The sequence below is a fragment of the Lysinibacillus sphaericus genome (assembly GCF_000600105.1).
Taxonomy (GTDB): Bacteria; Bacillota; Bacilli; order Bacillales_A; family Planococcaceae; genus Lysinibacillus; species Lysinibacillus sphaericus.
In genome coordinates, this window is sequence record NZ_CP006837.1 from 1693909 (window position 1) to 1719104 (window position 25196).

General features: G+C 37.5%; 24 protein-coding genes. 18 read left to right on the plus strand and 6 right to left on the minus strand.

All coding sequences use genetic code 11. The annotated features are described in order from the left end of the window. Positions 1-21 precede the first annotated feature (21 nt). Positions 22-531: a QueT transporter family protein gene (locus T479_RS07765; protein ID WP_024363347.1), complete on the plus strand. Its 510-nt coding sequence runs from the start codon at positions 22-24 to the stop codon at positions 529-531. A gap of 116 nt (positions 532-647) precedes the next feature. Here T479_RS07765 and T479_RS07770 read toward each other — a convergent pair whose 3' ends face one another. Then, entirely contained in the window at positions 648-1181 is a 534-nt protein-coding gene (locus T479_RS07770; RefSeq protein ID WP_024363348.1) for an ECF transporter S component, read from the minus strand. Between the two features lie 400 nt (positions 1182-1581). Between T479_RS07770 and T479_RS07775 the strand changes: the two genes are divergently transcribed. The 4 genes from T479_RS07775 to T479_RS07790 all read left to right on the plus strand — a co-directional run bounded on the left by T479_RS07775 (position 1582) and on the right by T479_RS07790 (position 5574). Further along, positions 1582-1809 carry a transcriptional regulator SplA domain-containing protein gene (locus T479_RS07775; RefSeq protein ID WP_024363349.1) on the plus strand — a complete coding sequence of 76 codons (228 nt, stop codon included), beginning with the start codon at positions 1582-1584 and terminating at the stop codon, positions 1807-1809. A gap of 12 nt (positions 1810-1821) precedes the next feature. After that, on the plus strand, positions 1822-2850 hold the full coding sequence (gene splB, locus T479_RS07780) for a spore photoproduct lyase (protein WP_024363350.1): 1029 nt from the start codon (positions 1822-1824) through the stop codon (positions 2848-2850). Positions 2851-3295: 445 nt separating this feature from the next. Next, positions 3296-4237, plus strand: coding sequence for an arginine deiminase family protein (locus T479_RS07785; protein ID WP_025219142.1), 942 nt, complete (start codon positions 3296-3298; stop codon positions 4235-4237). Between the two features lie 11 nt (positions 4238-4248). After that, the gene (locus T479_RS07790; RefSeq protein WP_025219143.1) at positions 4249-5574 is read left to right on the plus strand and encodes an amino acid permease; all 1326 of its coding nucleotides are present in this window, start codon (positions 4249-4251) and stop codon (positions 5572-5574) included. Here T479_RS07790 and T479_RS07795 read toward each other — a convergent pair. Beyond that, complete coding sequence (locus T479_RS07795) at positions 5571-6341, minus strand: YqcI/YcgG family protein (protein WP_025219144.1); 771 nt, start codon at positions 6339-6341, stop codon at positions 5571-5573. The genes T479_RS07790 and T479_RS07795 overlap by 4 nt on opposite strands. Positions 6342-6641: 300 nt before the next feature. On the opposite strand from T479_RS07795, the gene T479_RS07800 reads away from it, so the two are divergent. Together T479_RS07800 and T479_RS24180 are read left to right on the plus strand one after the other, a co-directional pair. Continuing rightward, on the plus strand, positions 6642-7229 hold the full coding sequence (locus T479_RS07800; protein ID WP_025219145.1) for a hypothetical protein: 588 nt from the start codon (positions 6642-6644) through the stop codon (positions 7227-7229). A gap of 436 nt (positions 7230-7665) precedes the next feature. Further along, positions 7666-7794 (plus strand): hypothetical protein, encoded by a 129-nt coding sequence (locus tag T479_RS24180; protein WP_256093166.1) that lies wholly within the window; start codon positions 7666-7668, stop codon positions 7792-7794. A 35-nt stretch (positions 7795-7829) separates the two neighbouring features. Here the strand turns inward: T479_RS24180 and T479_RS07805 are convergent, their stop codons facing one another. Then, complete coding sequence (locus T479_RS07805) at positions 7830-8273, minus strand: MarR family winged helix-turn-helix transcriptional regulator (RefSeq protein ID WP_025219146.1); 444 nt, start codon at positions 8271-8273, stop codon at positions 7830-7832. 119 nt (positions 8274-8392) lie between these two features. Here T479_RS07805 and T479_RS07810 point away from each other — a divergent pair, with 119 nt between their 5' ends. From T479_RS07810 to T479_RS07825, 4 genes are all read left to right on the plus strand, one after another. Continuing rightward, entirely contained in the window at positions 8393-8992 is a 600-nt protein-coding gene (locus T479_RS07810; protein ID WP_024363355.1) for an NAD(P)H-dependent oxidoreductase, read from the plus strand. 56 nt (positions 8993-9048) lie between these two features. Next, positions 9049-9831 (plus strand): MerR family transcriptional regulator, encoded by a 783-nt coding sequence (locus T479_RS07815; protein ID WP_227665425.1) that lies wholly within the window; start codon positions 9049-9051, stop codon positions 9829-9831. Between the two features lie 381 nt (positions 9832-10212). Next, positions 10213-10710 carry a helix-turn-helix domain-containing protein gene (locus T479_RS07820; RefSeq protein WP_025219148.1) on the plus strand — a complete coding sequence of 166 codons (498 nt, stop codon included), beginning with the start codon at positions 10213-10215 and terminating at the stop codon, positions 10708-10710. Beyond that, positions 10707-11561 (plus strand): IS3 family transposase, encoded by an 855-nt coding sequence (locus tag T479_RS07825; RefSeq protein ID WP_249038305.1) that lies wholly within the window; start codon positions 10707-10709, stop codon positions 11559-11561. Before T479_RS07820 ends, T479_RS07825 begins: the two co-directional genes overlap by 4 nt. Before the next feature lie 1020 nt (positions 11562-12581). On the opposite strand, the gene T479_RS07830 is transcribed toward T479_RS07825, so the two are convergent. Further along, the gene (locus T479_RS07830) at positions 12582-14447 is read right to left on the minus strand and encodes a multicopper oxidase family protein (protein WP_025219150.1); all 1866 of its coding nucleotides are present in this window, start codon (positions 14445-14447) and stop codon (positions 12582-12584) included. 443 nt (positions 14448-14890) lie between these two features. Between T479_RS07830 and T479_RS07835 the strand changes: the two genes are divergently transcribed. From T479_RS07835 to T479_RS07865, 7 genes are all read left to right on the plus strand, one after another. Continuing rightward, the gene (locus T479_RS07835) at positions 14891-16312 is read left to right on the plus strand and encodes a tetratricopeptide repeat-containing diguanylate cyclase (protein WP_025219151.1); all 1422 of its coding nucleotides are present in this window, start codon (positions 14891-14893) and stop codon (positions 16310-16312) included. Between the two features lie 446 nt (positions 16313-16758). Next, positions 16759-17241, plus strand: coding sequence for a cell wall elongation regulator TseB-like domain-containing protein (locus tag T479_RS07840; protein WP_024363359.1), 483 nt, complete (start codon positions 16759-16761; stop codon positions 17239-17241). Positions 17242-17257: 16 nt separating this feature from the next. Then, on the plus strand, positions 17258-18451 hold the full coding sequence (locus tag T479_RS07845) for a pyridoxal phosphate-dependent aminotransferase (protein ID WP_024363360.1): 1194 nt from the start codon (positions 17258-17260) through the stop codon (positions 18449-18451). Between the two features lie 28 nt (positions 18452-18479). After that, entirely contained in the window at positions 18480-19775 is a 1296-nt protein-coding gene (gene asnS, locus T479_RS07850; RefSeq protein ID WP_024363361.1) for an asparagine--tRNA ligase, read from the plus strand. Between the two features lie 93 nt (positions 19776-19868). Next, entirely contained in the window at positions 19869-20600 is a 732-nt protein-coding gene (locus T479_RS07855; protein ID WP_024363362.1) for a DnaD domain-containing protein, read from the plus strand. A gap of 14 nt (positions 20601-20614) precedes the next feature. After that, positions 20615-21277: an endonuclease III gene (nth, locus tag T479_RS07860; protein ID WP_024363363.1), complete on the plus strand. Its 663-nt coding sequence runs from the start codon at positions 20615-20617 to the stop codon at positions 21275-21277. Then, positions 21274-21588 carry a YpoC family protein gene (locus tag T479_RS07865; protein WP_024363364.1) on the plus strand — a complete coding sequence of 105 codons (315 nt, stop codon included), beginning with the start codon at positions 21274-21276 and terminating at the stop codon, positions 21586-21588. Before nth ends, T479_RS07865 begins: the two co-directional genes overlap by 4 nt. Before the next feature lie 145 nt (positions 21589-21733). On the opposite strand, the gene T479_RS07870 is transcribed toward T479_RS07865, so the two are convergent. Both T479_RS07870 and recU read right to left on the minus strand, forming a co-directional pair. Further along, on the minus strand, positions 21734-24430 hold the full coding sequence (locus T479_RS07870) for a transglycosylase domain-containing protein (protein WP_025219152.1): 2697 nt from the start codon (positions 24428-24430) through the stop codon (positions 21734-21736). Then, complete coding sequence (recU, locus tag T479_RS07875) at positions 24427-25077, minus strand: Holliday junction resolvase RecU (RefSeq protein ID WP_025219153.1); 651 nt, start codon at positions 25075-25077, stop codon at positions 24427-24429. The genes T479_RS07870 and recU overlap by 4 nt, the downstream gene beginning before the upstream one ends. Positions 25078-25196: the final 119 nt, after the last annotated feature.

The following is a 25196-nucleotide window of genomic DNA, read 5'->3' on the forward strand; positions in this document are numbered from 1 at the left end:
TTTTACAAAGGAGAATGTAAATTGAATACATCTATTGTAAAAGATTCACCGCGTACTTCTGTAAGGGAACTTACAAAAGTAGCACTTGTCGCAGCTTTATATGTGGCTGTAACTGTATTATTGTCAGTGATTAGCTTTGGAGCAGTGCAGCTACGTTTGTCAGAGATGTTCAACTATTTGGCGCTGTACAATAAACGCTATGTAGTAGCAGTAACCCTAGGTGTTGTATTAGCAAATTTTATGTCGCCGACTTGGATTCTTGATGTGCCTATCGGCGGAATTGCAACATTTCTAGTATTAATTCTTTGTCGAATGGTAACTAAAAACATTAAGCAGGATAGTTGGAAAATGGTCATCACAGCAGTGATTTTTGCACTATCGATGTTTACTGTTGCAGGCCAATTAACGATACTGTATGATCTGCCATTTTGGGCGACATGGTTTACGGTTGGTGTCGGAGAATTATTATCGATGACTGTTGGTGGCGTGACCATTTACTTATTAAATAAAAAAATAGATTTATCCAAATAGAAAAACACATTCGCGCAAGCGAGTGTGTTTTTATTTGTAAAGGGAACAGGCGTGTATCGCAAATAAAAAATTCTCGCTGATTTAACAGCGAGAACAACTCAAAGAACTACGAATATTTATTTGAAAATCGGTGTTTTTCTTAAGAGAATACAAACCGGAATTGCCACAATCATTCCTAAAACATTTTGAACTAAGTCTCCAGGAATAGAAGTCAATGGTGCAACCCAATTGGCATATAAAATACCTTCCCCAACATAATAAACGGCTACCATAAATGGAACTGAAATAATCATAGCAAGAACATTAAAAGCAATGCTGTTTCCTTTGCGTCCGTTCGACCAAGCGATTTTCCCTACGATATAGCCTTGTAAGCCACGAGCTACGATTGTAATAGGCGCCCACAATGTCCATCCAGATACAACGTCAAATAAACCCATGCCTATTGCACCTGCAATGGCACCTTTTTTAGGACCAAAAAGAATAGATGCGATAAAGAGCATACCTGTACCAAGATGAACCAATCCACCATTTGCTTTAATAGGTAGTTTAATATTCAATGTGAGTGTTGCTACAAACACAAGTGCAATTAACATGGCTGATAGAATGAGATCAAAAGTGCGTGAATGTGAATAGCTTATTGATTTTTGCATAGTTGTAAACCTTCCTTATTTGCTTTTTCAATGTCAAAGAATAGTTGCGCAAAACCTTACTTCGTAAATCAATGCTGCATGCTAGGATAACATTAGCAAAGGCTTGGCCTATTTAAAAGTATCAATTTTGTAAAAAAAATAGTGGTCAGTTTTACATCTTGCACTAACTGGTACTTAGAGATATGAAGTAAACTCTGCTTGTTAACGGAATTTGATAAAAAGAATAGAGTAGATAAAGGAAATAATTACTTATCTAATTATAAGAAGATCTGTCTTGGGATTTGTTATTTTGAAATAATTTCTTCAAGTAAATAGCTAGGTGAAAATATGATTTCAATACACAACATAATTTCACTTTCTTTAGCCAAACTAATAGAAATGACTAAAGGAGGATGAAGAAATGCAACAGCAATCATACAATGCAGGGGATATTGTTTATATCTTTTACCGCAATCCACATATTCAAGATGTCGCAAATATACAGGAAGCGGCAGTTGTTACTAATCCGGAAAATCCAAATGAATTGGCGTTATTTCTTTTTGAAACTTACTATCCGTTAACGAATGACTTTGTTATTTTTTCAAGTGAGATGGATGCGGAGCAAGCATATCATCAATACTTTCATTGATGGAGGTAGAGGATGCGAAAACCATTTACACCTCAGCTCGTTTATTTTGAACCTGATGCGCTCGACTATCCGCTTGGACAAGAACTAAAAGAGAAGTTTGAGCAAATGGGCATAGAAATTCGTTATACTACATCTCATAATCAAGTGCGCAATCTTCCTGGAGACAATGATTTGCAAAAGTATCGGATTGCCAAGTCAACGCTCGTCGTGGGTATTCGAAAAACATTAAAATTTGATACTTCTAAACCGTCAGCAGAGTATGCTATTCCTTTTGCCACTGGATGTATGGGGCATTGTCATTATTGTTATTTGCAAACAACGATGGGCAGCAAGCCTTATATTCGCACATATGTCAATGTTGAGGAAATACTTGAAGCTGCAGACAACTATATGGCAGAACGAGCACCTGAAATTACGCGCTTTGAAGCATCGTGTACATCAGATATTGTTGGAATTGATCACTTAACACATACGTTAAAAAGAGCGATTGAGCATTTTGGACAAAGTGAGTTTGGTTTACTGCGATTTGTAACGAAATTCCATTATGTGGACCATTTATTAGATGCCAAACATAATGGCAAGACAAGATTTCGTTTTAGTGTAAATGCGGACTATGTGATTAAAAACTTTGAGCCAGGCACATCTCCTTTAGATAAGCGCATTGAAGCGGCTGGAAAAGTAGCGAGAGCAGGCTATCCTCTAGGTTTTATTGTTGCGCCCATTTATCTGCACGAAGGTTGGGAGGAAGGCTATTATCATATGTTTGAGCGTCTAGATGCGGAATTGCCCCATGATGTAAGGGACGATATTACCTTTGAATTTATTCAACATCGCTTTACAAAGCCTGCGAAAAAAGTAATCGAAAAAAACTATCCGATGACAAAATTAGAATTGGATGAAACTGCGAGAAGATACAAGTGGGGGAAATATGGGATTGGTAAATATATTTATCAAAAAGAAGAAGAGGAAGACATAAAAGAACATCTTTATGGCTATATGAAAAAATTTTTCCCCAATGCGAAACTAGAGTATTTTACGTAAACATATCGTTGAATTCCGTTCCAGGCGCTCCCTTTCCGCAGGCACGGCTTCAACTAATTTTTGCGACAAAAGCCGTAAAAAATGGATTTTCAGCTCGTGTTGTTCTGAGCTGGAGCGTCGCGCCTTCCACTCCACTCAACTAGTCAAGCTCCTAGCATGCCGAATATTTTTGAGGTAACAATAAACCTACCTCGCCTTTGCAAAGAATACTACGTGGTCATGAGATTGTCATAGTAAACGTTTAAAAGAAGTATTTCATTTTTTGCTGTTCCTTGAAAGCGTCTGTACGAAGTGGAAATCCAGAAACAGTTTCATTCTATGAGTTTGTTTACACTTTCAGACACACCGTTATGTATGGTGTGTTTTCTTGTAGCGCTGCATCGTATAATCTTTAAGTTGCTGGTAAGGCTAACAATAATCGCGACGAAAAGGGGGAGTTACCATCATGATGTCATTTCAACCAAGCTGTTGGTCGGAGCACGGAGAGCTTACTGCGGTTATGCTTTGTGCGCCTTCCAAATTAGATGTACCGGATTTAAAAACGGCAGAAAATGTACAATGGAGTGCGGCTGTTTCACATACCCAAGCAATGGAAAATTTTATAGAGTTGAAAGAGACTTTACAACAGGCAGGCGTGCACGTAATAGATTACGCAACACATCTATTAGCAGATGCGCAGCACCTTAGCGAACAACTTCTAAATCGTTATTTTGTGCGTGATCTTGCATGTGTGTTTGGTAACCGAATGCTACCAGGTGCAGCGGGTAGCTCGATTAGACGACCTGAATATGGACATGCGCACACATTACTTCAGAAATGGTTTCCGCAACACTTTATGCCCGCTAAGGAAAGTAGCCATGTATTAGAGTTTGGAGATGTGATGGTGTTAAATCGTGATGCTGTGCTTATTAATATAGGTGTAAGAACGACAAGGCAGGGTGTAGAGCAGATAAAAGACAGTATTTTTCAAGCAGGTTTCTCTGAAATAGGCATTATTGATTTGCCTCGAAGCTCGGATACACTGCATTTAGATATGAATTGTAATATTGCCAACAACGATGTCGTCATAGCGAAAAGTTTTATGCGTTATTTTCCTATCCAAGTAATTACAACAAGTGGGACTCGTTTTGATATGACCGAACAATTTTTCAATCGTCATGGGTTTGAGTTGTATTGGTTAGAAAAGTATAACACCATTCCTGATATCAATTTTTTAAATCTCAATCCCGAAACATTGTTAGTCAGTAAAAAGGCGACTAAACAGCATTTTAAAGCGCATCCAAAATTACAAAAGAAAAATATTGTGGAAATTGACGTGACAGAGCTTGAAAAAGGCGGTGGTGGTATTCGCTGTATGACATTACCATTAGTGCGAAAATCGGTATAGAGGTGATTTCTATGGAGTCAAAAACAAGCAAAGGCCAAATGTCTTGGTGGCAGTTGTCCCTGTTAGGTGTAGGGTGTACGTTAGGGACAGGTTTTTTTCTTGGAACAAGCATGGCCATTGCAAAGAGTGGGCCTGCTGTTTTAATTCCATTTATTTTAGCAGCCATTGGCACCTACATTGTCTATGATGCGCTCGTGAATATGTCTGTTGCCAATCCTGACAAAGGATCATTTCGTACGTATGCAAAACAAGCTTTTGGCAATTGGGCAGGTTTTAGTAATGGTTGGGTCTATTTAATTTCTGAACTATTAATTATGGGGAGCCAATTAATGGCATTAGGAATTTTCACGCGTTTTTGGTTTCCTAGCATACCGCTATGGATGACTGCATCAGGTTTTGGTGCACTTGGCTTGCTCATTATACTGACGGGAATGAAAGGCTTTGAAAAATTTCAAAATGTATTTGGGGCAATGAAAGCCGCTGCTGTTGTAATGTTTATTGTAGTTGCTGCTATCCTAATGATAAAGGGGATGAATAGTGAGCCAAGGCAAGTAGATGTTATTCTAGCAAACTTTCAAGGCTTTTTTTCGGAAGGAGTAAAGGGTGTTTGGCTTGGTTTACTCTATGCATTTTTTGCTTTTGGTGGCATAGAGGTGATGGGGCTACTCGTAATCGATTTAAAAGATCCCCATCAGGCACCGAAAGCCGGAAAAGTAATGATTGTTATCCTTACTACGATTTATGTAATTGCTCTAGTCTGTTCCCTTGCATTAGTACATTGGGCATCATTCACAATAGACGAAAGCCCGTTTATTACTGCTCTTGCAAATTTTAATATCCCATTTGTTGCGGATATCATAACGGGTATTTTAATTATTGCTGGATTTTCTACAATGGTTGCGTCCTTGTATGCTGTTGTCACGATTTTAACGGCTTTAGCTGAAGATCATGATGCACCAGCGATATTAGCGAAAAAAGGAAAAATGAAAGTTCCATTACCAGCCTTTCTGTTCCTCACGGGTGGTTTAATTATCACTATTACAATCGGTTTCATGATTCCAGAAAAGATTTTTGAATACTTAATAACGGCAGCAGGATTAATGTTAATTTATAATTGGCTTTTTATTTTAGTAACCTATGCAAAACTTATGACATTAACGAAGTGGCAACATGTAAAAAATATTGTTGGGATGCTGCTAATTGCGGTAACTGTTTCGGGCACTTTAGGCGAAAAAACAAGCAGACTCGGTTTTTACATAAGCTTACTGTTCATCGTCTTCATTGCACTGGCAACATTAATTGTTATGAAAAAACGGAGCAACCATCGCTCCGTTTAATTTTTTCGTTTTTGTGGCAAAGTGAGTGGTAAATTTCCTCTTACAAATGGACATTGGGCAGGGCTATGTTCATCATCACTTAAAAAGTATTGCTTCCATTCAAAATTATCTTTTTGCCCATACCATTTTAAGTCGGGGTGTTCTGGAATAGCATCATATTGTTCAATGCGCTTTCGTATTAACTTTTTTAGTTTTTGGCCTAGCACGGTCGTGTCATTTATCTCTTCAAAGACCCAGCGTGGCTGAAATGCCATTAGTAAAGTTGAAAACTGGCGGCTTTTACGCAATTGATGGGCAGGTGTTGCGCAAAAGACAAAATAAGGCTCCCCATTAAAACAAAATTCCCATGTGTGATTAGACGGATTTACAGGGATTTCTCTAGGCCATTCTTTTTCGTCAAAGGCAGTTACATGATTTAGCATGGTCCAAAATAAAGCTCTGTAATCTTCTACATCATAATTTTCAAGCATATCTTTTGGCGTCTCAAAGAAAATGGCGTGCGAAGTATATTTCCCAGTAGATCGAGCACAGTCACCATACGCCTTTAAGCAATTTGCCAAATCTTTAGCTGATTGTAACTCTCGGGGATCGCCAACGAAACTGTAGCGTAGTTGATTCGAAATAAACCCTGAGCGCGCAGGAATACAAGGAAATGCATTTGCATCATCTGCAACCATTGAAGCAAAATCTTGAAATGCCATCTGTTGCCATAAGGGAAGGGAAGCCAAATGCTGTTCAAGCCAAATTTTATCAAAAACTGCTCCCACATGAGTCACCTCCTTTATACATCTTTAGACTATTAAGGAAAGTGTCATTGGGTGACGAATATTAGGGATTATTTATAACTAGTCTACATAGTGCGCTTATTTTGCCGTTCCAATGGTGTAAAAAATTATGTTAAACCGATAGTTGCATACCATTGTTAATTAACCAGATATTCTATATTTAAATAATATGAAAGTTTTTTTGAATTTTTTAATTATTATTTATTTTTAACTTTTGTATATTTTTATAATTTGATAAGATAAAAGTATTATATAACATATAAATATAGGGAGATCTGTACTATGAAATTTCGTTCAATTCTTTTAACATCAGTAGTTATTCTTGGTCTTTCAGGGATTGGATTTGGAACTAATCATGTAAAAGCTATGCCATTAGATGCAAATCAAACGAAAGAACCAGCCCTTTCTGAGCATGAATTAATGACAATCAAAGCAAACCAACTAAAAATGGGAAGCGATGAAAAAACTGCTAACCAATTGATCGAAAAGTATAAAAAAGGAGAACTAGCTGATGCAGATTTAATGAGTTTTAAGGATGCTATAAGCTCAAATACTATCGTTGAAGGTGACACTACTACAACAACTTATGAATTTCCAGATGGCTCTAGAGCCCAAATGCAAATTACTGAATTAAAGCTACTAGGAAGAATAACTCCATTTGCTAGTATTAGCGGAGGTCGTTGTCAAACAACAACAGTTGGAACAGAGTGTAAGTCAGTAAAGGTTAGTAATAATACCCCTTTTTATGGGATGTCCTATTATGTTAACTACTACCTAAATCGTTTTGGATATGATTCAATTACTTGGGTTGGAAACTACAATGTTTGGACAGTAACGGGTAGTTATGCCAATCCATCTCTTCGAATGTAAATACTTCTTGGCACGATGAAGCTCGATTATCAGCACAATTTAACATGATTTTTGAAATAGGTTCCTTTAATAGAAGTCTATCTTTCTATGTGGGTAATAATAGAACTGGTTTGGGATGGAATTCGTATTATTAATGAGAGTAGGGATTTAAAAAAAAATTTGTTTTGGTGTACTCTTTTTCGTAAATAAAAGGAATTCTGACCTCCTCTGTTAAAAATGTAGTTTACCGAATTATAAATCATGTGAAAGGGGCTACATACCTTCCTACATTAAAATCAAGAATTATTTATCGTTGTCAGTGTGATAAGGTTATGTAGATAAAAAATAAAACATATAGAAGACCAGTAATCGCAACAATAAAATCATTAATGTAGAACAAAGTCAAAGTTTTTTATTCTTTGACATTACAAAAATTTAAAAGAGGAGAATTTTAATAATGCCAAAAATACTTGTTGGAGATATATTTGCAGTTATCGCTACATTAGTTGCACTTTCGATACCACTAACAATTATTGGGTTATTAATTTATATCGCTAAACTAATTAAAAATCTTGAAAAAAAGTGACCTCAAATCAGTTTGCATTTGAGGTCACACGTATATTAAAGCCTATCTTCTTGTTTAAATACCTTCTGTTGCAAAATATCCAAAGCGTGTTTGATTTCCTCTAAATCTTCTTCTGGAACATGTTGAATGAGCTGTTGAAAGCGTTCTTCGATACGGGCAAACGCTTCATGCATCATTTGTTCACCATCTGCTGATAGACGTACAAAAAATTTACGACGATCCGCTATATCACTTATTTTTTCAATTAAATTTTTTTCTTGAAGTTTCTTGAGCTCGCGACTTGTATTGGGTAACGACATATGATGACATTCACTAATTTCGGTAATCGTAACAGGTTGGCTTACTTTTAAATACTCTAAAATTTTGTATTGAACAGGCGTAATAGCATCCGTATTAATGTTTTGTGTTAAGTCACTTGTTACTTGGTGGACGGCTGCGGTAAACGTAACAAATTGATTGAATAATGCATTCTTGTCCAAATATCTCACCTCTTACTGACAAGATATCAAAGAACTTATCTTAAAACAATTATCATTTGACAACTAAAACAGTATTCGTTATTATTTACTTATCAAATGATAAGTAATAGGGGGATGTTATGAACACGTTAGTCATTTATACGTATCCAAATCATCAAAGTTTGAATTATGCTTTTTTACAGCAAGTCCTTAAAGGTTGTAATGAAAATCCGTACATAACCGAATTACAAGTGTTAGATTTATATGAGGAAAAATTTGATCCAATTTTACATTTTCACGAACATAAACGAAGACGTGATATGTATCGCGAGCCTAACTTAGAGAAATATAGAGAACAACTTACATGGGCAGATCAGATTGTTTTTATCTATCCGATTTGGTGGGGAAGACCGCCTGCAATGCTTTTAGGATATATCGATCAACTATTTGCATCTAATTTTGCTTATAGAGATAAAAAAGGCTTGTTTCCAGAAGGACTTTTAAAAGGGAAGTCGGTCGTCTGTGTGTCTACAATGAAAGGCCCGACAAATTATCCACTCTTTTGGTTGAATAATGCGCATAAAGTGTTAATGCGAAAAGCATTGTTTAATTTTGTAGGAATTAAAAAGGTGAAGTTTTTTGAATTTGGCAATATGGAAAGTAAAAAGGGAGGGCAACAAAAAAAGTTAGAAAAAGTCTATCAGTATTTTAGGCAGTGCCAGTCACCCAAACAATTCTGAAAATTTTCTTGACCTTCAAGTAGCTTTAAGGTTTACTGTTAAAGCGAAGGAGTGAGATGACTTTGCAAAAGGATATGACGATTCAAGAATTTTCAAATAGAACTGGAATTGCAAAGAGCACGTTACGTTTTTATGAATCGAAAAATTTATTATTGCCAGTAGAACGAAGAGAGAATGGCTATCGTGTATATGCGCAGCATCAAATTGCTACAGTCAAATTAATTACCACTTTGCGAATTGCAGATGTCCCTCTACAAGATATTCAACATTATTTACAGGAAAATGATGAAATAGCTCGTCAAACCATGATGGAAAATTGGATTCGTTCTATTAAGAAAAAACGTGATCTAATAGATGTTAGTTTACGTTTTTTAGAAAGTGATTCAATTCAAGAAGATATTTATCTTATCGATAAACAAGATGAAAAAATTATTTGGTTCATTGAGCAATCGACAACAGGGAAGTTTGGAGAGTATTTTGCAAAAAGAGCGAATAAATTAAAGCAGAACAATATACGCATTAAAAGTTATTATGTAAACTACTTATCAGGACAAGATTTGATAAAAGTACAAATCGGTTTTGGAGTGACAGCAGATTCCATGCTAAATGGATTAAAGGGTGTTGATTTTATCGAACATATGCCTGCCTGTATTTGCTTAGCATTACCATTTAAAGAACATCCTACAAAAATCAAAGGCGGTTATCACAAATTATTACAATATGCTTTTCATCATAGCTGGGTGCCTACCCGCTCAATTATCGAGTGGTACCGAGGAGAGGATTTTACGCAATTAGACTTATTATTGCCCGTCATCCAATTGGAGAGAAATGAAAAGTGAGATGATTTTTTAAAGTTATTTGTTGAATCCATATTATTTTACAGTAATTACGATTACTCATCGTGTTTTAGCGTCGTATATGCACCAATCATCAAAGAGTTGTCAAGGAGCAAGTCTTCTATACAGATAAGATTATTAATCATGGATAAAAGGCAAACAATTAGAGGCTGGCACATAACTTTAGAATCTTAAATAGAGGGACATTGGTTTTGATAAATTTTTGCTAAGAAAATATATAGAACATATTTACTATTATTTCTTTTGCAATTAATAATAAATTAGAAGGGTTCACTAGTTGTTGGTAGCGGAGGCGGTGACTCCTGCGGGAATGTGAGATGCACCCAAATTGTTGAACTTTATATTCACAAGGAGGGTGCATCGATGGAAACAAGAGAAAAGAAAAAGAAAGTAGTCGAACTTTATCAGAAAGGTGTACTTTCACACAGTGCCATCGCTAGAGAACTATCGATTAATAAAGCGGTTGTGTCAAGCTGGTTAGCGATCTATAAATATCACGGGTTAGACGGATTATTAGCTCCCCCTTGTAAGAGCTACGACGATTCCTTTAAACTAGAAGTCATACACTATTTAATAGAGACCGTCGAGTCGTATACCGAAGTTTCGGGGAGATTTAATCTTCACAGTCGGGCAACTTTATGGAAATGGATGCACCTTTACATGACCGAAAGTGACTGGGCTCTCTATCATAAGAAACGGGAGCGTCGAGACATGAAAAAAAAATCTACTACGACAACACAAAATGATACAGAAAAGCTACAAGAAGAACTGGAGCTATTAAGAGCGGAGAATGCTTATTTAAAAAAGTTACATGCCTTAATTCAAGAAAAAGAAAAGTTAGCACGAAAGAAAAAGTCCTGATTGTTAATGAATTAAGGCTTGAATTCACCTTAAAGATTTTATTAAAAGTTGCGAACCTAACGAAATCAACTTTTTATTATCACCTAAAAGCAGCCGCAAAAGTAGATAAATATAACGAACTGAAAAAACAAATTCAAGCGATTTATCGAGAACACAAAGGACGTTATGGCTACCGCCGCATCACTATACAATTACGTAAACAAGGCGTACGAGTTAACCATAAAACCGTGTTTCGCTTGATGAAGGAAATGGGCTTAAAAGGACGCAAAAAGAAGCGTACTTATCGATCATACAAAGGAGAAGTAGGACGTGTGGCTCCCAATAAATTAAATCGCCAATTTGAAGCCGAACGCCCTAACCAAGTGTGGTTAACAGATGTAACGGAGATTAAAGTGAATGGAGTGAAACGCTATTTATCCGCCTTTCTCGATGTCTTTAATCGTGAAATTGTTGGTTATGCCCTAGCTAAAAATCCGAACTTTAATCTCATTCAAGAATCGTTCACTCAAGCTATAGGTGCAAGGAAATTAAAAAAAGTACCCCATCATCTCTTGATTCACTCGGATCAAGGCTGGCTTTATCAAATTGGTCGCTTTCAACGAATGGTAGAGACGTATGGGATGACCCAAAGTATGTCACGTAAAGGAAATTGTTTAGATAATGCGCTCATGGAGGGCTTCTTTGGCATTCTTAAAAATGAATGTATTTATCAAACATCTTTTCCATCCGTTCAAGAAGCAGAAAAAGCCATCCACGATTACATTCATTACTATAAGAAAAAACGAATAAAAGAAAAACTGGACGGTTTAAGTCCAGTTGAGTACAGAAAAAAATTTGAAAAAACAACATAAAAGCAGTACAACTTTATGGGTTCATATCATGCACGCAGCGTAAGACGCTGGCATTCCGCGCGCTAGCGAGGGTTGCGGCTTACGTGTGTGCCCGCGGTAAGCACCGCAGAAGCGGACAACAACGGCGCAGCAGAAAAGGGTTAGATTGACTGCCATCAATCTAACCCTTTTCTCTTTTGTCCCAGCCTCTTGTTAGTTAAAATGCACGCGTATTATTTTTTACTCTGTGCTAAAGTCTCCACTTAATTGAAATACGCCTTCACTATCTGCTTCTAAGGTGTCATTCTTCCTCAATTATAGGTGTATACTACATAACAATTTGATCTGTAGTTGAGACAGTCCGCATAATCCGGATGCTTCTGCTATATCCATACCTTTGAATAACGGATTATCTGTGTTACGGATATTACTCATTAATATCACGTCGTTTATTGATTACTTCTAATATAGTGTTAACGATGAAAAGAATAATAATCAAAACATACAGTGATAAATATACATAGTCCGACGTTGTTAAATTACTAAAGTCTGTTGTTTGTGCCATTATAAAAGTTAGTACTATGATGATAACAATGTTAAATATTCGTATGGTTTTCCTTCGCATAATTAGTGGTTACGATAAAATACTAAGTAAAAAGAGGTTTTCACCTTCTTCAAATGACTACTTGCGACGTTGTGGTTTAGATTGTGCCGCTTTTTTGTTTTCTTCAAATACTACTAGTAGGTAGTGAAGAATATGTATTTTATCTTAATCTACTTTGTTCACCTCCTTTTCTAGACTTTTAGTATACTATAAATGGAAATAAAAAAATGACGATTATTTACAATAATTACAATGCATTATCTATCATAGGTGATAAAGATTTTACGCAATTAGACTTATTATTGCCCGTTATCCAATTATAGAGAAATGAAACACGATGTGAGATAGCTAATATTTATTTTACAAACTGAGGTATTTGACAAGCTAATGTCAAATACCTCGTTTTTATTTGGCATTATATGGGCTGAAGTAGGTTGCTATGACCGTCTTCTACGCCATCTATTTGCCGTGTGGGCTTGTGTTTGGCTTGTTTTTGAAGGATATATAGGTAGCGGTACAAACTGTGAGACATTTTGTGTATGAGTCGCAACATGAGGTGCAGTTTCCTTCGCAACGGACATTTGCTTATTAGCCCTTCTAGATGCGTGCTGTGTTGGCTCAGGCGCTGCTGTAATATTTTGAGCATTATTCAACAAGGGGGGAGTGGTGTCCGAATCATTTGAAATGGTTGTTGCTGTGGTGCTAGGACTTTCTGTAACATGCGCTACTTCAACATGTGGCTCCGATACGGGATGTACATCTTTCATTACGAGAATAGGTCGCATCATATCATGATCCTCATGTTCGAGGAAATGGCAATGCCACATATAATTCCCGATATGGTCTTTCCAGTGCATAATAATTTTTGTAACCTTCCCTGCATCAGCTTTGACGGTATCTTTCCAACCTCGTTCGTAGTCACGCGGTTTTTCTGCAGGACCAGTAAATGCTAGCCTTCCTTCATTTTGATAGAGTTCCACGTCAAATGGTCGTCGTTCAAGAATTTTAAATTGAATTAAATGCAGATGAATAGGATGTATAAACGGCGTAGCATTAATAAAATTCCAAACTTCTATACTATCAAGCGCAGGCTTTTCGGTAGCAGGGTCATGGTACATTCGGTCATTTAATAACAACATAGGTCTTCCGAAGTCATCCGTAGTGGCACTTAACGGTAAGTTGCGTTCAACCTGTGCATGATGAGGGTGTAAATCCATTGACATTGCAAGTCTTGCAGGCACTTCACTCGTATCCTCATATCGAAGTGGGCAATTTACGTTAAATTGCATAATGACGCTAGTATGCTCATCAAAAAAATCGGTATCACCGTTCATTAAAGTGATTTCTTGACCTTCGCATGTTGAAAAGTCAATGATGATATCTGTTCGCTCAGCTGGCAATAATTCAACCGAGAAAATTGCATTTGGGGCAGTTAAAAAGCCACCATCTGTGCCAAGCTGAATCATTGGCTGCTTGTTGGACAGGCTTAAAACATAGCCTCTTCTATTTGAACCGTTTAACAAACGAAAACGATATTTGCGAGGTTCAACATTTAAATAAGGCCATACTTTACCATTGACAACGATTGTGTTTCCAACAAATCCAGGTGTAATGGATGGATTCACCGGCACTGGGAATGGAGGACCTTCTGGATAGAACAGTGAGCCGTCTTCATTAAAGGATTTATCAGCAATTAATAACGGATATTCATAATCGCCACATGGTAAGTTTGAACGTTCTTCTATGGAGTCTCGAAGCAGGTAAAAACCTGCAAGTCCAGCGTAAACATTTAGGCGCGTTAAAGCCATTGCGTGGTCATGATACCACAAAGTTGTACCTGGTTGATGGTTCGTATATTCATGTATTTCTTTATTAAATTTAGGACCAGTATACGTATAGTCTCTTGTATACCAAGCTTCAGGATGTCCATCGCTTTCCCAATCTACATTGGCACCGTGAAGATGAGTTACTGTTCGAACCTCTTGGGAGTCATTAGCCGCATGAAGAGTATAATCAACTGGCAAAAAATGTTTGGTTGGCAATTGGTTTTTATATTTGACATAAATCGTTTTGTCTTTTGAAGCCTCGATGGTCGGTCCTGGATAAAGCCCGTTATATCCCCAAATCGTGGATTTTGGAAAGTTTTTATGAAAACTATGCTCTGCTTCTATCATCTGCAACTCGTAATAATCTTTCTTCGGATGTCTGCTACTGAATTTTGGTTTTGCGGTAACGGGTTTCGGTAAGGCATCTACAAATTTGGGGATTGTTGCTGGGTCAGCAGGATTGATTTTTTTATTCAAAACATCACGTCCCTTACATTTTTACAAACTTAACTTCATCATATGGGTAAAAACAATAAGAAACGAGGACAATAATGGAAGTATTTGTGCTAATATATAAAAAATATTAAATTTCAAAAATTCATGCAATCTGCTAATGAGTAGCCAATAAGGCATATATTTACTATACATAAAACGAAAGCAGCGTTTTTAGTTGATAGCGTAAGGGCCGCTGATGAACGAGCAGTCCCTTTGCTTATTGTGGCTTACTAGCATAAAGGAAGGGCAAGTATTATACGCTTTTTACAAAACATTCATCAATCGATATGTTTAGTAATTTATGGGATATGATAGAAATGACGGACGAGTGTATAGGACTTCGCTTATAATTAATGAATAGGCTAACTGCTACATTAAGGTGTGATGGATAAGGGAAAATCCGAGCTTAGAGAAGTGGTGATGAATTGGAGTTAACATTAGAACAATTAAACAAAACAATCCTAGAAATGCGGACGAAAGGGCGTTTGACAGAAGCTCTAACTCTTGCTGAACAGGGACTTTTAGTAGCATTAGAAAATGATAATCATAGGTATGGACTAGATTTATTCTTCCAAAAGATATTAATTCATCATGCGCTAGGTGATACATTAAGCATGGTACGTCATATCCAAGAATATGAGGAGTGCTGCCAAAAGTACGGCACGAAAAAGGACTTTATGAATTACAATCTGGTCATGTCTTTAGTATATGATTTGGTTGGTTTCAGAGATAAAACGGTGGAAATGACAAAAAAGTCTATAGAATATGCTACGCAGTTAAAAGATATTAAAATGCTTGTACGTTGCCATAGTAATCTATGCTATTTAGAAGTTGAAAATGGCTGTTATATGGAGGCTCTGGAAGCGGCTTTTATTGCAAGAAATTATAATGAGGAGCTTGCGAAGACACTTCCAGAATTAGCGAAATTACAAGAGATTCGCATTCATAATAATATGGCGGATGTGTATATTTTAGAGGGCGATTTTGTTACTGCTCAAGCTTTGTTGGATCAGACATTGAATTCTGAAATTATTCAAAATCATAAACGAGAAAAGGTAGCTGCATTGTTTGGCTATGGTTTTTTATACGAGCATCAACATCGACTTGAAGAAGCGGTAGACTATTATAAGCAAGCGATAGAATTAGCACAATCCTATGGTGATAACCCCATTACGAAGAAAGTGATGCGAATGCTTTTAAACGTACTTTATCAATTGGATTATCGTAATGAAATATTTGATGTGCAACGCGCTTATATAGAGCTATCAGAAAAAATGAGTGCAGATAATCTGCTTCAACAGGTGATGAATTTAGAATTTAATCGGCAAAAAGAGACACTGGAAAAAAGAGCGCTATATGATCCGTTAACAGGTGTCCTAAATCGCCATTTTCTTGATATAGAACTGAATGATTGGTTAAATGAGGCACAGGCATGCCACCAATATGTTGGTGTAATTGTACTCGATATTGATTATTTTAAAGCATACAATGATCAATATGGCCACCTATTTGGAGATATGGTGTTGCAACTCCTTGCTACGGGGTTAAAAGATTTTTTGTATAATCAAGAAGCGGTGATTATCCGTTATGGTGGAGATGAATTTATTATTTGTCTTCGGCATAAAAGTAAGATGTTTTTAAATGAGAGTATAAGAGAATTGCATGCCTACATGTTAACTTTAAAACTAGAACATGAATATGATAGCTATCCATTAAAGGTTAGTTTAGGCGCTTGTTTGAATGACCAAAAAAATTATGAATATATAAAGCTTTTTAAGCAAGCAGATCGCAACTTGTACAAAGCAAAAAATAACGGGCGTGCTAGTTATGTTATTAGTGTACAATAAAAAGTTTTGCAGCTTTAAATGCATTGTCTATTTTAGTAAAAATCCGCTTTCATCATTCCCACTGTCAATACTAGGCAGTGGGAATAAATTTGTTTTCATATAATTATCCTTTTTAATATAGAAAAAAGAGATTTCCCTCAAAAAAACTTTTCTCTTTGTGAAAAAGAATAGGAACTTTTGACGGGAAAGGGCTGTCTATTTTCATGAAAGAGTAAAAATCGAAAATAGATACTCTAATCATTTGAAAACGTTGGTTTATCAACGTACAATAAATGAAATTAGCAAACACGACAACGGGATTTTGGTGTATAATGTTGTGGTATGAGGAAAGAAAGCAGGTTGGCAAAAATGGTAAGCAAAATGAAAGTGTGCGCAGTGTTCGACACGCAAAAATATCAGGCATTCTTAGCAAACAAAAAGCTAGGTGTGAAACATAAGGTGAATATATGAAAAACTGGTTGATTTTCATTTCTGTCTTTATGGTTTCCTTATCACTTGTCATTAGTATTTTAGTACTCTGGAAAGCCGAGGCTCCGTTTAGTTCAATTGAAGAAAAGGCTGAACAGTTGGCACTTGATGCCAAAGCCCTAGCAATTGTCACGGAGTCCTACACATATAATGGCAAAAATTCGTATGTTACTGTATTCGGGGTAGACGAATACGGTGACAAAAAGGCTGTCTTTGTTCCAACGAATCTAGAAGAGGATTCCATTCAGGAAGTATTTTTGAAAGATGGTATTACGGAAAAGCAAGCATTATCGGTTTTTAAAAAAGAAGGAAATGTACAAAAGGTTCTTCATATGAAATTAGGCTATGAGGAGGCTGGAGCTGTTTGGGAAATTTCATACCTGAACGATCAAGATAAACTCAACTATGTCTATATTTTGTTTAAGGACGGCGACTGGTGGAAGCGCATTAAGAATTTATAAGAGGAGTAGATCCCGTATGAAAAAATTATTAGCAAACCGAGTGAAAACTTTAACACCATCTTCAACATTAGCGATTACTGCAAAAGCAAAAGAATTAAAAGAGCAAGGTATCGATGTAATTGGTCTAGGTGCTGGTGAGCCAGACTTCAACACACCACGCAATATTCTAGATGCGGCTATTGACTCTATGGAAAAAGGTTTAACAAAATATACACCTGCCGGCGGTCTTCCAGTTCTAAAGAAAGCCATTATTGACAAACTTCAACGCGACAACAATCTTACATATAAACCGAACGAGGTTATCGTAGGTGTTGGGGCGAAGCATATTCTTTACACGTTATTCCAAGTTATTTTAAATGAAGGCGATGAAGTAATCATCCCTATTCCTTATTGGGTATCGTATCCAGAGCAAGTGAAATTAGCAGGTGGCGTGCCTGTTTATGTTGAAGGAACACGCGAACAAGGTTATAAAATTACTGCGGATCAATTACGAGCAGCTGTTACGGATAAAACGAAAGCAGTCATCATTAACTCGCCAAGCAACCCATCTGGTATGATTTATTCTCGTGATGAGCTAGCAGAACTTGCAGCTGTTGCAGAAGAAAAAGATATTTTAATCGTGTCAGATGAAATTTATGAGAAGCTTGTATACAATGGTATTGAGCATTATTCAATTGCACAACTTTCAGATGCATTGAAAGCACGTACAATTGTAGTCAATGGTGTAGCTAAATCTCACTCTATGACAGGCTGGCGTATCGGGTATGCAGCAGGTGATGCAGACATTATTAAACCAATGACTGACCTTGCTTCACACTCTACTTCAAACGCGACAACAACTGCACAGTATGCAACAGTGGAAGCGTATAATGGACCACAAGACACTGTAGAAGAAATGCGCCAAGCATTTGAATCTCGTCTTGAAAAAATCTATCCACAAATTAGTGCAATTCCTGGCTTCAATGTATTAAAACCGCAAGGCGCATTTTACTTATTACCAGATGTAGCAGAAGCGATGGCTCATACTGGTTATGATTCAGTAGATGCATTTGCTGCGGATATTTTAACTGAAGCAAACGTAGCAGTGATTCCGGGCTCTGGCTTTGGTGCACCAACTACAATGCGATTATCTTATGCTACATCTTTAGAATTATTAGAAGAGGCAGTCCGTCGTATTGATGCATTCGTAAAATCAAAATGGCAAGACTAATCCTTCTAACCAACTTTGGAGGATTTCTATGAAAAAAATTATGATTCAAGATATGCCACAGCATATCGGCGAAACAGTCAAGCTAGGTGCTTGGTTAGCTAACAAACGTTCAAGTGGTAAAATTGCTTTCTTACAGCTGCGCGATGGTTCAGGTTTTGTGCAAGGCGTTGTTGTGAAAGAAGAAGTAGGCGAAGAAATTTTTGCGATTGCAAAAGGTATGACGCAAGAAACGTCGATGTATGTAATTGGCGAGGTGAAAGCCGACGAGCGTTCAAGCTTTGGCTGTGAACTAGCAGTTACAGGCATTGAAGTGCTACATGCAGCGACTGATTTCCCAATTACGCCTAAAGAGCATGGCCCTGAATTTTTAATGGATAACCGCCACCTATGGTTACGTTCTCGTAAGCAACATGCGGTGATGAAAATTCGTAATGAAATTATTCGTGCTACTTACGAGTTTTTCAACAATAATGGCTTTACGAAAATGGATCCACCAATTTTAACGGGTTCAGCACCTGAAGGAACTTCAGAGCTATTCCACACGAAATATTTTGATGAAGATGCGTATTTATCTCAATCTGGTCAACTTTATATGGAAGCAGCAGCAATGGCGTTAGGGAAGGTTTTCTCTTTCGGTCCGACGTTCCGTGCGGAGAAATCTAAAACACGCCGTCACCTTATCGAATTCTGGATGATTGAACCGGAAATGGCTTTTGTGGAATTTGAAGAAAATTTAGAAGTACAAGAACAATATGTTGAGCATATTGTACAGTCTGTTCTGGCAAACTGTACGCTAGAATTAGAGCGACTTGGCCGTGATACATCTACACTTCAAAATATCAAAGCGCCATTCCCTCGTATTTCATACGACGATGCCATTAAACTATTACATGAACAAGGTTTTGATGATATTGAATGGGGAGATGACTTCGGTGCGCCACATGAAACTGCCATTGCCAATTCATTTGACAAACCAGTATTCATTACGTGCTATCCAACAGGCATCAAACCATTCTACATGCAACCACATCCTGATCGTGATGATGTTGTGTTATGTGCTGACTTAATTGCACCTGAAGGTTACGGTGAAATTATCGGCGGTTCAGAGCGTATTCATGACTACGAATTATTAAAATCTCGTCTAGAAGAACATAACTTATCATTAGATGCTTATGCATGGTATTTAGAACTTCGTAAGCAAGGATCCGTACCGCATTCTGGATTCGGTCTAGGGTTAGAACGAACAGTTGCATGGATTTCTGGGACAGAGCATATTCGTGAAACGATTCCGTTCCCACGTTTATTAAACCGCTTATATCCATAATCGGTTAGCAATAAACAGAAACAATTGCAAAGTCGCGTAGTGAAATTTCTACGCGGCTTTTCTACTTACTTAGAAAAAAGGAGTCATGTCTACATGAATACAAAAAATAATCGACTCCGTACATGGACTGAGCAGAGAACGATACACATTCCTCAGCTCTTTTTTCAGTTTTATAAGGAGTTAAATATTGAGGATGATGAGGCGCTTATCGTCTTGCATTTACTTGCCTATCATGTTGAAGGAAATGATTTTCCTACACCAACAGACCTGATGAATCGTCTCACGATGCCTAGTAATGACATTACATCGCGCTTACAAAGACTTATGCAAAAAGGCTTCCTTGAGATTACACGTGACGTTGATAAGACAACTGGCAAGCTGTACGAAAAATATTCGGTGTACCCTCTTTGGGAACGTATCTTGCAGATTATAGAATTGAAAGAGCAACAAAAATCAGCAACTACGCTTCGTCAAGAAGAGGGCGAGGTATTCCGTTTATTTGAAGAAGAAATGGGGCGTCTTTTATCTCCTTTAGAGCTAGAAAAAATTGGTTCTTGGTTAGATGAGGATAGGCACAGTCCTTCACTTATTAAAGAAGCGTTAAAAGAGGCTGTGTTTGCTGGAAAACTAAGCATTCGCTATATCGATCGGATTTTGTTGGAGTGGAAAAAGAAAAATATAACAACACCACAAGCTGCACATAAGCAAGGCGAACAGTTCCGTGAAAAGCAAAACTTGACTAGACCGCAATCCCGCACGTTACAGCAAGAAACGCAGTCGACAAATAAAGTACCATTTTATAACTGGTTAGAAGAAAGAGAATAGGGGGATTTTAGGGAATGTTAACAAAAAAACAGTGGGAGCATTGTTTAGCTGAAATGGACCGCATGTTTCCTGATGCACATTGTGAACTTGTGCATGACAACCCGTTCGAGCTGACAATCGCCACGTTATTATCTGCACAATGTACGGATGTACTTGTTAATAAAGTAACGAAAACATTGTTTCAAAAATATAAAACACCCGAAGATTATTTAGCGGTGTCCTTAGAGGAGCTACAACTGGATATTCGTTCTATTGGTCTTTATCGAAATAAAGCAAAAAATATTCAACTTTTATGTGAGCGACTTTTGACTGAATATGGTGGGCAAATTCCTGCAAGTCGAGAGGAACTTGTTACCTTGCCAGGTGTAGGTCGTAAAACAGCGAATGTTGTGCTATCCGTAGCCTTTGACATACCAGCGCTTGCAGTCGATACACATGTAGAGCGCGTATCTAAACGATTAGGCTTATGTCGCTGGAAAGACTCAGTTCTTGAGGTGGAAGAAACGATTATGAAAAAAACACCGATGGACAAGTGGTCGAAAACCCATCATCAGCTTATTTTCTTCGGTCGCTATCATTGCAAGGCACAAAATCCAGGTTGCGCAACATGTCCGTTATTAGGTGATTGTCGTGAAGGACAAAAGCGTTTTAAAAAAGGACTGGTGACCAAAGCATGAATATTGATGCAATCACAAAAGAAAAAATTGATGAATGGTTTGCAGAGTGGGCATTGCTAGAAGCGCAAATACATGCAGCCCATCAAGCACGTAATGGGAAAGCAAAAGGCCTTATGGAAGAGGCTATACGTTTGTTTGAACGTTTAGTTAACGAAGCAGGCGAAGAAGTATTGCCCATAAATGGAGTGGAACGTTTAACTTTTATTAAAACGAAACCAGGTCAATATGCGTGTTATCGTCAAATAGATGAATTATTTAAAGAAACGAAAAAACGAACGGCACGTTTGCGCTTACAGGCGACTAAACGCTAAAGTATACATGATAAATAAAAGGTTGTCCGATAAGTGATTGAACTTAAAAAGGACAACCTTCTTTTATTTATAAAATATAAAAACAGGTGTAGAAACATTTCGGTTTCTGCACCTGTTTTTTAGTATTTAGTAAATCTTAAATTAATTATTGTTCACTATCATTCTCTTGGTTTGGCACTACGGGGTCAGTTGGTGTTACAGGAGGTTGGCTACCAGCATCATTGCCATTGTTGCCAGTACCATTGCCATTATTGCCATTGTTACCGTTATTGCTGTTATTGCCGTTATTACCACCGTTGTTATTACCATTATTACCATTATTGCCGTTATTGCCATTGCCGTTATTGTTGCCATTGTCCTCACCATTGCCTTGATCAGGCGGTGTAGGTTGTTCTATATCCGGATTATCTGGATCTTCGGTACCTAAATCCTCATCAGGCATACTCGAAATTTCGAAAGATGTCGTTCCTGGTTCACTGCGTGTACCATCTACAATCGCTACGACAGAAATCGTGTAATTCCCATCTTCTAATGTGTTGCTAACAGTTAAACCTTTATTGTCAGTAGTTCCAAGCACTACCGTTTCGCCACCTTCGCGTGTAGCAGATACTTCAAAAGTAGTAGCCATTGGTTCATCTGTTTCTGGGTCAAGAATGGCATCATGTTCCCAGCCAATATTAATAGATTGACCTGCTAAATCTAAACTTGCACTTACATTGTAAGGTGTAGAAAGTTCAGGTGCTTCATACTCATTTGAAACCTCTGTAGGTTCTGTACCACGAACAAATAGTTCTGTTTGGCGCAATTCACTTGGAGTATAATCACTAGCTAGCTTCAGTGGGCTAGAGCCTACTTCAATCGTCGCTTCTACAACCGAGCTTGGCTTTTTGAAACGTGCAGTTTCAATGTTCGCAGAAAGGTCTTTCATAATATTTTTAAATAGATGTTGTGGTAAACGGCGTTCATCCCATGTAGTGATTGGATCCGAACGTTTTTCGTATCCACTCCAAATAGCGATTGAATAGTTAGTAGTGTAACCAGCGAACCATGAATCTGGCACACTTGTATCTGGTAAATTATATTTATTAAACTCATCGTTTGAATAGTTGGTTGTACCTGTTTTACCAGCAATATCTAAGCCTGAAACATTTGCGGCTGTACCTGATGCATCTGGTTTATTGCTGACTACATCACGTAACATATCTGTGACCATATAAGCCGTGTAATCTTCCATGGCAACCGTAGATTTTGGTGTATAGTCTTTCGTTGATTTACCATCGCGGTAAACAATTTTCGTAATGGCATAAGGATCAGTATATACACCGTTATTCCCAAATGCCGCATAAGATGCTGCCATTTGAATAGGTGATATTGTAATGTCACCACCACCAATTGCATCTGTCTCGTAAGCAATTTCTGCCTTAATTCCTAAGCGACCGATAAATTCTTTCGCTTTGTCAGCGCCAACTTCTTTAAACGTTTTAACAGCTGGCACATTGCGAGAAGCATATAACGCTTTACGTGCTGTCATAGCACCTAAATATTTCCCATCCCAGTTTGTAATCGTTTGATTTGTACCTGTATATTTCATTGGATCATCGACAAGTGTTTTACCTGTTGACCATTTTAAATATTCAATTGCTGGACCGTAATCGAGTAATGGCTTCATTGTTGAACCAGGGTGGTTAATCTTTAAGTCATCTGCATAGTTAAATGTACGATTGCCGTAATTTCGTCCACCGCCGACTGCTTGAATTTGACCAGTTTTTGTATCAATAACAGCAACGCCTGATTCAATTTTCTCTGTTGGGAAATTGCTATCGTCATTCATGATGTTTTCTACAATTTGCTGTGCATTTGGATCAAGTGTTGTGTAAACTTTAATACCTTCAGCCATAGCAGAACCATCGCCATTTTTCTCTAGCTCATTAATGACGATATCTAGGAAGGCATCGTATTTAGAACCAGCAAATGATTGGCGTGTAGCGTCGTCTGAAAGACCTGCTTGCACATCAACTTTTTTCGCTTCTTCCATTTCAGCTTTTGTAATTTTTCCATGCTGGTACATTAAGCCCAAAACTGTATTTCGGCGTTTCTCTGCCAGCTCTGGATTTTTTAATGGATTGTATGCGTTTGGACGTTGAACTAAGCCAGCTAGTAGCGCTTCTTCATCCAATGATAAATCTTTTAACTCTTTACCATAGAAATATTGAGCTGCTGTCCCAAAGCCATAAATACGGCCGGACATCAACATTTTATTGAAGTACATTTCAAATATTTCTTCTTTTGAATATTTGCGTTCAAGTTGGAAAGCAAGCCATGCCTCTTGTGCTTTACGTTTTAATTTTTTCTCATTTTGTAAAAATGAATTTTTGACAACTTGCTGTGTTAATGTTGAAGCCCCTTGTGACCCAAAACCATCACGGAAGTTGGCAAGTATTGCACCACCAAGACGATAAAAGTCCATACCATGATGTTTAAAAAAGCGAACGTCTTCTGTTGCGAGAATGGCGTTAATCATATCTTCAGGAATGTCTTCGTATTTTACGTATTTTCGATTTTCTGCACCGATTGTGGCGAAAATTTCACCGTTTTTATCATAAAATTCAGAGGAAACGGGGTCCTTCAATAAATCTTCATCCAGTTCAGGAGCTGTACTTGCATAATAGGCAAATACACCTGCCCCGCCGACTAAACCAACAATCCCTATAATAAGTATTGTTAGAACAATACGCTTCAACCAAACTTTAGTCGAAGATTTCGCTGCTTTCGGCGCTTTCTTTTTATTTTTTTGAGCGAGAGCTTTTTGATGCTCTCCGCGTGTTTGACGACGTTCACTCATTTTTTTATCTCCTCACTTTCAGAGCCATGACTTGTTGCTTCAATAAACTGCTGGAGAACAGGTAAATAATCGATACGTGGATAATAGCTTGTAGGAATTTCATAAGCTTCCTTTTCAATGGTTGAAAAGGGAATCGATTTACGTTCACCATTGTTCATTGCATGCCAGGCCTTTTGTAAAACTTCGTATGGCACTAAAAAATAACGCTCAAAAGCTGAAAAACGAACGATAATAAATGCCACACCATTTTGTTCCTTCACTTGCTGCATATGTTTCATTTGATGTGTGTGTATATTTTTTAGTGGAAAGCTCGTCTTCGAGGCGGTCTCCTTTGCATCAAAATCAATATAGTGCCCATTCCAAACACCATTGTAGTCAGTTGTAGAGGGCGTTCGGAAATAAGCTTCACGAATAACGGCAGCACTTCGTGATGGATACTCTACTTTGACGATTTGTACGGGAACAGGTTTCTTATGAATAATAGCAAGTCGCCTTTCTAAATAATAGTCGTTTGCTTCATTAATTTCATCCTCAAGCGTCTTCCCTCGATTACTATAGGAGAAATCCTTCTTTTTCCCCTTTTTTTCTGTTTTTTGAATAGCTTGTGCAGGGGTATAGATTTTCCCATTTGGATAACGAATTGTCACTTAGCTCACCCTCTATAATACTGCTATTATACACAATAGTTTACCATGATTTTTGTAGAACTTCACCACAGTCAGCACATTGCTCTAAAGTTAGATGACAATTGCTAATTCGTAGCATG